Source organism: Lactobacillus sp. N54.MGS-719 (assembly GCF_000980505.1).
Lineage (GTDB): Bacteria > Bacillota > Bacilli > Lactobacillales > Lactobacillaceae > Lactobacillus > Lactobacillus amylovorus.
In genome coordinates, this window is sequence record NZ_LARO01000052.1 from 1 (window position 1) to 10969 (window position 10969).

At 36.3% G+C, this 10969-nt stretch carries 13 protein-coding genes; 3 read left to right on the top strand and 10 right to left on the bottom strand.

Translation table 11 applies throughout. From position 1 onward, the window contains the following. From WS44_RS07945 to WS44_RS07975, 7 genes are all read right to left on the bottom strand, one after another. A partial coding sequence (locus WS44_RS07945; RefSeq protein ID WP_046433957.1) for a DUF262 domain-containing protein occupies positions 1–1102 on the bottom strand: 1102 nt, incomplete at its 3' end. A 274-nt stretch (positions 1103–1376) separates the two neighbouring features. Further along, the gene (locus WS44_RS07950; RefSeq protein ID WP_288145720.1) at positions 1377–2810 is read right to left on the bottom strand and encodes a fibronectin type III domain-containing protein; all 1434 of its coding nucleotides are present in this window, start codon (positions 2808–2810) and stop codon (positions 1377–1379) included. 19 nt (positions 2811–2829) lie between these two features. Then, a complete protein-coding gene (locus WS44_RS07955) occupies positions 2830–3405 on the bottom strand; it encodes a hypothetical protein (RefSeq protein WP_236702980.1) in 576 nt (191 codons plus the stop codon). A gap of 102 nt (positions 3406–3507) precedes the next feature. Next, positions 3508–4059, bottom strand: a complete 552-nt coding sequence (locus WS44_RS07960; protein ID WP_260211234.1) for an AAA family ATPase — start codon at positions 4057–4059, stop codon at positions 3508–3510. Between the two features lie 25 nt (positions 4060–4084). Then, a complete protein-coding gene (locus tag WS44_RS07965) occupies positions 4085–5098 on the bottom strand; it encodes a hypothetical protein (protein WP_236945289.1) in 1014 nt (337 codons plus the stop codon). A 117-nt stretch (positions 5099–5215) separates the two neighbouring features. Beyond that, on the bottom strand, positions 5216–5746 hold the full coding sequence (locus WS44_RS07970) for a hypothetical protein (protein WP_046433961.1): 531 nt from the start codon (positions 5744–5746) through the stop codon (positions 5216–5218). A 56-nt stretch (positions 5747–5802) separates the two neighbouring features. Beyond that, complete coding sequence (locus tag WS44_RS07975) at positions 5803–6447, bottom strand: nitroreductase family protein (RefSeq protein ID WP_046433963.1); 645 nt, start codon at positions 6445–6447, stop codon at positions 5803–5805. A 133-nt stretch (positions 6448–6580) separates the two neighbouring features. On the opposite strand from WS44_RS07975, the gene WS44_RS07980 reads away from it, so the two are divergent. Then, the gene (locus WS44_RS07980; RefSeq protein WP_013641849.1) at positions 6581–7513 is read left to right on the top strand and encodes a 2-dehydropantoate 2-reductase; all 933 of its coding nucleotides are present in this window, start codon (positions 6581–6583) and stop codon (positions 7511–7513) included. 64 nt (positions 7514–7577) lie between these two features. On the opposite strand, the gene WS44_RS07985 is transcribed toward WS44_RS07980, so the two are convergent. Continuing rightward, entirely contained in the window at positions 7578–7760 is a 183-nt protein-coding gene (locus tag WS44_RS07985) for an LPXTG cell wall anchor domain-containing protein (protein WP_046433964.1), read from the bottom strand. A 28-nt stretch (positions 7761–7788) separates the two neighbouring features. On the opposite strand from WS44_RS07985, the gene WS44_RS10100 reads away from it, so the two are divergent. Next, entirely contained in the window at positions 7789–8073 is a 285-nt protein-coding gene (locus WS44_RS10100; protein WP_271885077.1) for a hypothetical protein, read from the top strand. Positions 8074–8102: 29 nt separating this feature from the next. On the opposite strand, the gene WS44_RS07990 is transcribed toward WS44_RS10100, so the two are convergent. Both WS44_RS07990 and WS44_RS07995 read right to left on the bottom strand, forming a co-directional pair. Next, positions 8103–8663, bottom strand: a complete 561-nt coding sequence (locus WS44_RS07990) for a YSIRK-type signal peptide-containing protein (RefSeq protein ID WP_046433966.1) — start codon at positions 8661–8663, stop codon at positions 8103–8105. A 124-nt stretch (positions 8664–8787) separates the two neighbouring features. Next, positions 8788–9648 carry a lysophospholipid acyltransferase family protein gene (locus tag WS44_RS07995; RefSeq protein ID WP_046433967.1) on the bottom strand — a complete coding sequence of 287 codons (861 nt, stop codon included), beginning with the start codon at positions 9646–9648 and terminating at the stop codon, positions 8788–8790. 67 nt (positions 9649–9715) lie between these two features. On the opposite strand from WS44_RS07995, the gene WS44_RS08000 reads away from it, so the two are divergent. Continuing rightward, positions 9716–10828, top strand: a complete 1113-nt coding sequence (locus tag WS44_RS08000) for a glycosyltransferase (RefSeq protein ID WP_046433968.1) — start codon at positions 9716–9718, stop codon at positions 10826–10828. The last annotated feature ends 141 nt before the right edge of the window (positions 10829–10969 follow it).

Genomic DNA, 10969 nt, shown 5'->3' on the forward strand with positions numbered 1-10969 from the left:
TCCTTCTTATAAGATAAATTGTAATCAAATGAATCACTTTAGTTAAAGTTTCTTCATCAATTTCATTATTTTCATAGTCATGGAAAACATGAAGAAAGAATGGATAAGATGTGCTTTGATTTATTCTATTTAAACTAGCTAAATCTGTTTTAATATCATCGTTATAATTAGATTCTGCTGGGTACATAAAAGAAGCATATAATTCTGCATAATCTTTTATTTCCTTAAGTGCTTGTTCATGACTTAGATTTTCATTTTTAAATGTATCAACAAAAGTTTGGTAAACTTTACGTTCAGCGACCACTGAATTTTTCTTCATAATAATAAATTGTCTAAAGAACGCATCCATAGCATGATTGCTATTATCTCTTCTTAATTTATTTTCAATAGGTAACCAGTAATCTTCAAATAATCTTTCTTGATCATGATCACTCATTAACAAGAAATTACGAATTAAATCTGAATTGGTTAAAGCAACACCCGTAGAATTTATGCTTTCAAAAATTATTTGAGGATCATCCTCACCCTCTTTTAGACTAATTCCTACTACTTGAAGTTGTCTTATAGCCCATAAAATTTCTCTACTTGCTATACCTTGCCTTAACCAATTATTAAAAGTTTGTTTCGCTAATCTATAATTTTCTACAATATGACTATTTTCATCTAATTTTGAATTATCGTGTTTTAATAATGCAGAATATTGAATATTATCTGATTTAATAGGCTTCAACTTGATTTTATATTCTTGTGATGGCGATTGAGTATTAATTAGAAAACTTTCAATAGTTCCAGTAGTAAATGCATCACCATCAACTGTGGCATCTTTTAAGGCTTGAAGCATTAATGTAATGGTAGTTAATCTTTGTTGTCCATCGATAATCAAGTATTCTGGTAATCCTATATCACTATTAGTTGATTCAAGATAAACCACCGCACCTAAGAAATGATGCTCTTTAGTTTTAATTACAGTATGTAAATCATCTAATAATCTTTTTACATTATTTTTATTCCAGTCATAGTTACGCTGATAGACCGGAATCTTTAAAATCATTTGAAATGGTGCGAAAAATCGCTCCGTTGCATTAAATATACTTGCTTGCATTGTTGTTTGCTTTCCTTTTAATTTCTAAATTGTAAGCTAATGGATTCATATTAACTTTTTCTATACTCTATAATTTTAACACTACATTTTTAGCGTTTTTCTCCACTTATCATCATCTTTCAGTAATTTAAATTACAGTAATCGTACTTACAATAATTATAATTACTGTAATTACGATTACTGAAAAATAAAAAGCATCCCTCTCTGGAATGCTATAAAAAAGTCTCTTGACTAAGTCAAAATAACCCAATTAAAAGACATTTTTAACTATTTTCTACCTATTCGGCGTAACATCAACGCGTGCTGTTTTAACCTCGGACCAGCCACTGATCAAATTACTGTGAAGTGCACGAACGCGAACTTCGTAAACTTGGCCCTTCTTAAAGTCTTGTCCAAAATCATTCGTTGGATCATCTACTATATCGCCACTTCTGTTTTTGCTAAAGAAGGTTGCCCACTTACTGCTACCTTTCAATCTATACTGAATCTCATAGCTATCAGCTTCTGGGTTAACGTCCCATTCAATGTTGATATATGGTTCATCTGAACCATGGTCATTATAATAGCTAACCTTAAGCGTTGGCGTCTTTGGTTTCTCATGACTGCCCTTTAAAGGAATATAGTAAGTAAACTTTTGATTTGCTGAAACTGGGCTAAAGCTTCTACCTTCTTCATCATTCACCGCACGAACAGCAATATCGTAAGTTTCACCGTTAATCAGTCTATTCTTTGAAATTGTCTGAGTTAAAACATCAGGATAATTGCCGTCAGGGGTGAAATTACTATGTCCAATCATTGATGCGGCATCAAGCAAAGGATCATTTGATCTATACCGTCTTAGAGAAGAACCATAAATTCCATAACCAGTCGCATTATCAGCTTTAGTATAATCAACCTTGATTCCATCTTCAGTTGAGCTAACCTTAGTCAACTTAGGCGTACTTGGAAGAGCATTCGTATCTTCGCTAGTCAACTTAAAGCTGAAACGACCACGAGCAGAACCTTTTTCTAGATAATAAGTCCCTTTCTCTAAATTCCAGGAATATTTTCCATTTTTTAAGGTTCCTTTTGTTTTCCATGGATTTAACGTATAACCATAATCTGTGTCCTGCACAATTTGAATGTCATTATTGTTAAAAATATTAGACCGACTGTTCTCATACACAGGTTGAACAGACATATTCATCGTTACCTTTTGATCTTTATCCAGCGTAAATTTATATCTATTCATCGTATTCAGCTTTTCAGTATGATACATATCAGTCATACCAGTAACCGTCTGTCCTATTTTTATTGGGATAGCTGAGGTAAAACGCGTTTCTAACGGATAAGTTTTATGAGAGAAAGTCTCCAGCTTATTTCTGATCTTGGTAATCCGTGTAGCGCTAGTCTTAATCTTTACATTTTTACCAGATTTAGTAGTCAAATTGTAATGACCAGAACGCAAATAAAAGACCTTTGTATTCTTGTTTTTACCCTTATAAGGGATGCATTCCCAATTTGAAGTATTAAGGATCTTATATTTTGCCTTAGTGGCAACAGTTAATCTGGTTGGTGCTTTGAAATAGAAACGGTATTGATTGCCTTTTCTCACATAGCTGGTTGCATTATCAGAAATTGGTACCGTTGCAGCTTGAACGTTAGTATTCAAACTAAATAGCAATGCACCAGCAGCTACTGCACCAATTAAATAGCCTCTCCTCTTCATAGTTTTAACCTTCTTCTGCTTAATAATCCTCAAGTTCTTCAAGTTGACCATCAGCCGACTGATAAGCCTTCTTGACTTGATCTAACTTGAGTTCAGGGATAAAGTTCATTGTCTTAGCTGGATTTAACACATCAAGCAATTGAACTCGCATCATCTTATCAATCTTTAATTTCTTTTCAGGCAACTTCAAGATTGTATTCATATCTTTCATGCTATTGTACTTTTCAACTGTCTTGTTTACTTCGCTAGCTAAATAAAGCCAAGTACGATAATCAACTGTTACAACCTCATTCTCTGGAACTACAAGTTCCAACAAAATTTCACCGGCATCCGGCATTTCGGTTACATGCTCTGGAAATGGTGTACAAGAGATCGGTATCTTTTTAGCCAAAATTGGCTTCTTTGCTTCTGGCAACGTATCTTTAATAATCTTTTGCAACAGATATTGTTCAAGATAGATATTCTTGAAATATTGATCTTGTGTACGAATCGCATTAAGTAAATATGATTGCTCATCAATACTGATCTTGCCGTTCTGTCTTAAATCCGTCCAACCTTTTTGACTAATTGTATACTGTAAAGTTAATGTTTTCATTTTATCTTCCTTGTTAACGTATTTCTTATATTTATTATAACAAAAAGCCAGCACACTATAGCATTCCATAGTATGCTGACTCTTTAATTTAAGTTAGATTTTTTACCTATTAAAATTTAGAATTAGATCAATCAAATCCTGTACTTTCTGCAGATCAGCAGAGCTAATCACTTTTACCTTATTTGGTATTTCGAAGTGAGCATAATAATCAACAAAACGTTGAATAATATCAATATTCACTGAATATTCTCGATCACGATTGCGTTGGTCGAGAATTTTTAACGCATGAGTTAATGATTCCTCACTTAGTGGATCATTGGCATCCAGTAGTGGTTTAAAACAATCGATCACATACACTTGATAATTATCCGGTACTCTTTTCAAGATATCATTAATTGGATTAAATCCATGCCCGCCTAAATTTGTATTATCGACAATAGTTGGTAGGCCATTTTGTAACCGTGTTTGCAGTATTTGATTAAAAATTTGCCACACGATTTTCTCAGTTTGATTCACAAAGTTGATTTGGGGATGCCCATTATTTGAATTAATTCCATTTAAACGAATTCTTATCTCATCAGCTGAGATAGTATAGTTTTGTAAATCGTTCATCTTAATGAAACTAGATTTACCTGAAGCTTGTGGCCCCAACATTAAGATTAACGGTATCCTTTTCATATTATTGGTCATCTTGGTAATACAAATCCTTAAATTTCTTATGCTTATATTGTTGAGCAAGTTGTGGCGTCTTCCAGGCAACGCCACTTACCCATGGACCGGCTCCTTGAGCAAGTACTAAAACAGATTGACCGTTCTCAGTATGTAGACCATAGAAGTCTCCATCCCCTGCTTCCTGCATCCAACCACGGACATTCATATAATTTATTCCATGAACACGTTGACTTCCCATACCAGCCATTCCCCAATTTTTGGTTGCTTTATGATATGATGCAGACATATCACCATAAGTATATTTATCAAGAAAACCAGCTTTTACTTTATGCAATTCTTGTACGTAATTATCAACGTTGATTTTGTTTTGACTTATTTTAATAATAGACATTTTATCATCATTATAAGTATACCAAGTACCTTGAAATTCAGTTGGCACATTAAACAATCCGTCGTCTCCTGGTAAGTTTGATTTTTTACCAGCAGAATCTTCGCTTGAATCCGAACGCTCATCGTTCACCTTGGCATTTTGAGCTAAACTATTTACCAAACTATCTGAGTCACGTTTATTCAAATAATCAACCATTTGCTTCATGGTCACAGATCCTAATTTTTTACCATTTGAAAAGAGATAATAAATATTTTCTCCATTCACTTGCTTAAGAGTATATCCAGCATCTGCCGATACCATATAAGCTACGCCGCTACCCTCATTCATATATGAATAATTTGACTGATTCTTTAAATCAACTTCAATACCGTTTTGCTTACCATCAAGCAAAGCCTTGTTCCAACTACCAGAATAACGATTACCAGCATATGCAACTACAACTGCTACCGTTTTCTGCGGACTTAGATCTTGATCTGATAAGTGCCCCATCTTTGTAGGTCGTTTCTTGTTCTTAGTTACTTTGATAGTTGCACTACCTTTAGATGAAGTCTTTTGCTTAGGCTTTTGACTGCAGCCAGCTAAAGCTAAACCTGCTAACAAAATTACTGATATTTTCCCAATCTTTTTCATTTCATCCTCAACTTTCCAATTCAACGACATTTTACCACTTATCAGGCATTCAAAAAGGCATAGTCAGATTTACTCTGACTATGTCTTTTTAAAATATTCATTAAAATAAGATTTCTATTACTTAGCAGCCTTAGCTAAAGCCTTGGTCTTGAATGCATAAGCGCTGGCATATTGATCAGCACCAGTAGCAATCTTCAAAGCCTTCACCTTTTTACCTTTAACAGTTCTGGTTACAGGGATGTAGTAAACACCATCACCAGCCAAGTTAACCCAATTGTTAACGTTAAAGCCCTTCTTAAAGTTATAAGCTGCATAAATATTCTTCTTCATAACCTTCTTGATAAAAGCATTACGCTTCTTTGAAGAAACATTATATACATTCTTCTTAAAGAATTTTTGTGAAGGTACATACAACTTATCTTTGTTAGCAGTGTGAGCAGTAATCTTCAATGTATAAATGGTCTTTTTATCACTGCTGAACTTGTCAGTTTCACGATAGTACCAAGTTCCCCGAGTTGCCTTAGGTGTTGTATATTTACGAGCAATGCCATATTGACTATCTGCATAAACATTTTGACTTTGCATCCCTACAAAGAAAATGCTAAAGAATGCAACTAATGACATTAGGAACAAATATCTTTTTCTCATAACAAGTACCTCCTACTATTAGTCTTTTCATCATAAAAAAGTTTCTATATAAGCAATTATTCAAAATCAACTAAATCTGAAATTTGATATCTAGTCGTAGCAATCTCAGGCTCAGCCTTTGGATCATGCTTACCAACCGCAATTGCCATCACCGGAACATACTGCTTAGGGTCAAGTCCCATTGTGGCTGCAGCTTTAGTTGAATCATAACCGGCCATTGCATTAGTATCATAGCCATGCTCACGAGCTATCAACATAAACTGCATTGCAGCAAGTAAAGTATCAACCATTGAATCAGCAACTAACATTTCCTTTGGTGCTTTTTCATATAAAGGCATAAAAGTATTTAAAGCCGCATCCATAGCTTCCTTAGTTACCTTTTTGGCTTCATACATACTATGCCATAATTTACTATACTTTTTAAAAGCCAAAGTATTGCCAAAGAATAGAACAATTGCCAAACTTTTATCGATCTGTGGGAAGTTAAACTTCATAAAATATTTATGCAGTTTTTCTCTTCCTTTATCTGTATCAACAACTACAAATCTCCAAGCCTGTAAGTTGCATGCAGATGGTGCCGTGATGGTTTCTTTAAGCATTTCGGTCATTTCTTCACGACTAATTTTTACTGAAGGATCAAATCTACGTACAGAATGTCTTCCAGTTAAAACATCATGAAAATCATTATTAATAATAGCCATAATAAGCCTCCAAAAATATGATACCGCTTACACACTTTAATAATAACTTATTTATAGCATTCTTTTCAATTGCTAATTTATCTATTTTATCTTATGCTGAAAACGATTACTAATTATACAGGAGGCTTAAAATATGAGAATTGCAATTGCCGGTGCTGGAGCTATGGGCTCAAAGTTCGGCTGGCATTTAAAGAAAGCTGGCAATGACGTTATCTTAATTGACACTTGGGACAGAAACATTGCCGCCATCCGTGAAAATGGCGTGGTTGCTAGAGTTAAGGACGAAGAAATTGCGGAAAAGATGCCAATTTACAGTCCTGAAGAAATTGATGAGCAACATGAAAGCGTTGATCTGTTAATCGTCTTTACCAAGTCAATGCAGCTAGAAAATATGTTAAACAGTCTGAAGCCAATCATTAGCAAAGATACTTATGTGCTCTGCTTGCTTAATGGCTTAGGTCACGAAGATGTGCTAGAGAGATTTGTCACTCGCGATCACATCATTATGGGTGTCACGATGTGGGCATCAATGATGACGGCTCCTGGCCACATTACTTTCGCCAATGACAATGGTAACGTCGAAATCCAATGCCTTGATCCAAAAGGTAAAGACGAGACGCAAAAGATCGTTAAGATTTTGACTGATGCCGGTTTGAATGCTAGTTACAGTGAAAACGTCATGTACTCTATCTGGCGTAAAGCTTGTGTTAACGGCGTGGTTAATGCTCTTTGTGCTTTGCTTGATGCTGACTGCAAGCAATTTGGTCACACTAAGGAAGCTGACGAGTTGACTAGAAATATCGTACAAGAATTTGCGGATGTTGCTCAATACGAGGGCGTCAACTTGGATCGCAAGGAAGTTATTGAACACGTTGAAAGTTTGTTTGATACGCCACACTATCCTTCAATGCATCAGGATTTGGTTCAAAACAATCGTCCAACTGAGATCGACTATATTGACGGTGCCGTTTGGCGCAAGGGCTTGAAGCATAGTGTTGCCACTCCATACTGTGCTTTCATCACGCGTTTGATTCATGCTAAGGAAGATATTTTGAACGTTAAGTAATAAAAATTTTAAGAGCATCAAAAAAGACGAGATTTCTTTTTAGTATTTCTCGTCTTTTTGTTTATTAAGCTTTCTTATTCTTTCTGTCCTTATCAAGATAAAGCAAACCAGTTAATGCAACTAATCCGCCGAGCACGCTCAACAAAATTGAGCTACGTTCACCTGTTTGAGGCAAAGTTGCTTTTGGACTGTTTAGGGAAACTTTTTGAACGACTGGCTGCTTAGGCTGCTTTATGTCTTGAGCCATTGGTTTGACTGGATTATTCTGCTTAGTCTTGGTTACATCTTGGCCTTTTACACCAGTGGTTAAAGTTTCATCTACATTTTCGCCCTTTGGTTCTTTAGGCTCATCTGTAGTTACAACAGCCGGATTTGGTTCAGGAACGTCAGGGATATCAGGAACAGTTATCTTATCTGGTACCTTTGACTTGTCTGGTGTCTTTGGTTTGTCGTCAGGCTTCTTTTCTGGTTTTGATATCTCAAACGTTGGCTTGTCGTTAATTAAAGGATCACCCTTTTTATGTTCGTACGGGTCAACTAAGATGATTACCGGCTTTTGACTACCACCTTTGAAGATGTAATCGGTGATTCACTTGTAACCATCATGCAAGACGTATTTTTCAGGGAAAGTAGGATCCTTCACCCTCCTAGGGGCACGAGCTAATCTAGCCATGATTTTACTATCCGCTAGTTTATCTCCGGAGTCTCCCTTATCTGATGACTCATGTTCTTCCTTCTTGTCTTCGTTAGCTTCATCATCATTTTCTTTGGCCTTATTGCCATCAGTAATTAGATGTTTGTCATCGGATGATGCAGTATTCTCATCTTTCTTTGCATCCCCAAAATGATCCGAACCTTTTCCTTTAGATGCACCATCTTCGGCATCACCTGAATTATCAGACTCAACTACTGCACCTACATCCCTATCAGAACCAGCCTCAGTTCCTCCATCAGTCCCTGCCTCTACTACAGGCTTTGTTTGTTTCTCTGTTTTAACCGACTGCTCCGTCTGCGCATCCCCACCAATCGGATCAGCGCTAACAACATTCACATTACCTCTAAAAAAACATACATCGATTAAAACACTAGCTACACCAACGGTTAATTTACGAATCGCGAAGCGATCCACTCTGTTATTGTTTTCAAACATGATGTTGCCTTCTTATCTATTCACATATACGCTTTCACCGATAACTATATTATGCTCTGATTGCTGTTATTTTATTCAAAATTTACTAAAAAATACGCTAGGATCAAAATATCCTAACGTATCATTACTTCTTCGGTGCATACCCAGCAATATCATCATAGCTAAATTTATCAGTCAGCTTTTTACCATAGCACTTCTCATAAGCTGCCTTCTTTTGCTCATAATCCTTACGCCACATCCGATTCACATTTTCTGACAACTTCAAATCAGAATTAGGGTAGATTGTCGGCAACACATGCAAGATCTTTCTCGTCTTATAAAAATCACGATGAAACACTTCACGTCTCGAAGTCGCTCTAATTTCTGTAAAAGTCGAAATAATTGGTTGATTCAACTCTGCCGCATAGTAATATGCACCCTTTTTTAATGGACGCGGCTTACAATAATTGAACCACAACTCCTCTTCAGGATAGATCAACACCCAACATGGTTTCTTAAGTGTCTCTTTCAACTTTTTCGGAAAAACGCGACTCAAATAATGCATATCTTTATCAATTGGCAAAGAATCAAAATTTCGCACCGCCCAGCCAATCAGATGCGGCATCGCTAGATTACTCGCCTCCACCACGATAAACATTCTCTTGTTTTTCTTCATCGCCAACTTTTTCATCAGCAAGACATCAAACTGGTTGTAGTGATTACCCGTAACAAAAGCCGTCGGTATATCAGGCAAATTCTCTAACCCTTCAATCTGGCAACGTCCAGTCAGAATCTGCGACGCCGCAGCAAAAATACCTCGAATAACCGGATTGATCATGCGATAGCCGATTGATGAAGTATACTTCCAATATTTATTTACAATATTATTCGTCTGCTCTTGATCAAGCACCGGATCGTGCAGCTCAGCCTTGCTATTAAATTGCTTTTTAGCTACATTTCTTTTAATATTAGCTATAACTTGTCGCCTATGAAAACCCAAGATCATTTTTTATCTCCATATCTATTGGTTATATTATAGCGAAATTCTTCTATTAACACACTTAGGGAAAATCATGAAAATCTTAATTGTAATTGACGATTATTTCAATCAAAGTAATGGTATGAGCATCTCGACGCAACGATTTGCTCACGAATACAAGAAAATGGGCCAAGAGGTTCGTATCCTTTCTACTGGAAAAGATGCCGATTACTCTGTGCCTGAACTAAAAATTTACATTCCTATTATCTACGGCTTGATTAAAAAGCAGGGGTTCCACTTTGCTAAGCCAATCAACAAAACATTAAAAAAAGCGATCAGCTGGACAGATATTGTTCAAGTTGAAACACCTTTTCCTGTTTCTTGGCGAGCAGCAAAGCTTGCTAAAAAACAGGCTAAACCAGTGACCGGAACCTTTCACATTTATCCGCAAAACATCACTGCTTCCGTGCCGATTTTGGACAACAAATTTGGCAACTGGTGCTTTATGACTTTCTTCAAGGTCAAGTCATTCAGAAATTGTGATGCCTTGCAGGTTCCTACACCTAAGGTAGCAAAATGGTTAAGACAACATCACTTCAAGCAAAAGCTTTTTGTGGTCTCAAATGGAATTAGTGAAAAGTTTATTCAAAATCCACACAAAGAAGAAGTCGGGCATCCCTTCACCATTTTGTGTATTGGACGCTTTTCGCATGAAAAACAGCAACAAACTTTATTCAAAGCAATGCAACTAGCTAAACATGCCCCAGAAATTCGCCTTATTTTTGCTGGTCAAGGTCCTCTAGAAAAAGAATATGAAAAGTTGGCAAATCAGCTCCCTAAGAAACCAATCATGCACTATTTTGCACCAGTTGATTTGAGAAAGATTATGTCTCAAGCCGACCTGGTCGTGCACTGCGCTGATGTCGAGATTGAAGGCATGGCTTGCATGGAGGCCTTTGCTAGTGGCTGCGTACCTGTAATTGCCGACAGTCCCTTGTCTTCTACTGTTAGCTATGCTTTGACTGACAACAATCGTTTCCCTGCTGGTGATAGTACAGCCTTAGCTGAAAAGATTGATTACTGGTTCGAGCATCCCCTAGAGTTAAAAGAAATGCAGCAAAGATACCGCGATTATGGCAAAACTTTGAGCGTTAAAAGATCAGCTAAGATTGCCTTGGGTAATTTGGAAGGTTTGACTTTGAAATAAAATCAAAAAGCTTGATTAGCATCACACTAACCAAGCTTTTTGGGTTCTATGATAAATCCTGTTGATAGATTTCTATGATATTCTATCAATAGGATTTTTTGCATTAAAAAAGAGGCACAAGCCTCACTGCATAATGTCCTT

Coding starts and splice junctions, on each gene's coding strand:
- WS44_RS07950 (WP_288145720.1), bottom strand. CDS start 2,810: ATGAAGAGGAGAGGCTATTTAATTGGTGCAGTAGCTGCTGGTGCATTG.
- WS44_RS07955 (WP_236702980.1), bottom strand. CDS start 3,405: ATGAAAACATTAACTTTACAGTATACAATTAGTCAAAAAGGTTGGACG.
- WS44_RS07960 (WP_260211234.1), bottom strand. CDS start 4,059: ATGTTGGGGCCACAAGCTTCAGGTAAATCTAGTTTCATTAAGATGAAC.
- WS44_RS07965 (WP_236945289.1), bottom strand. CDS start 5,098: ATGAAAAAGATTGGGAAAATATCAGTAATTTTGTTAGCAGGTTTAGCT.
- WS44_RS07970 (WP_046433961.1), bottom strand. CDS start 5,746: ATGAGAAAAAGATATTTGTTCCTAATGTCATTAGTTGCATTCTTTAGC.
- WS44_RS07975 (WP_046433963.1), bottom strand. CDS start 6,447: ATGGCTATTATTAATAATGATTTTCATGATGTTTTAACTGGAAGACAT.
- WS44_RS07980 (WP_013641849.1), top strand. CDS start 6,581: ATGAGAATTGCAATTGCCGGTGCTGGAGCTATGGGCTCAAAGTTCGGC.
- WS44_RS07985 (WP_046433964.1), bottom strand. CDS start 7,760: ATGGCTCAAGACATAAAGCAGCCTAAGCAGCCAGTCGTTCAAAAAGTT.
- WS44_RS07990 (WP_046433966.1), bottom strand. CDS start 8,663: ATGTTTGAAAACAATAACAGAGTGGATCGCTTCGCGATTCGTAAATTA.
- WS44_RS07995 (WP_046433967.1), bottom strand. CDS start 9,648: ATGATCTTGGGTTTTCATAGGCGACAAGTTATAGCTAATATTAAAAGA.
- WS44_RS08000 (WP_046433968.1), top strand. CDS start 9,716: ATGAAAATCTTAATTGTAATTGACGATTATTTCAATCAAAGTAATGGT.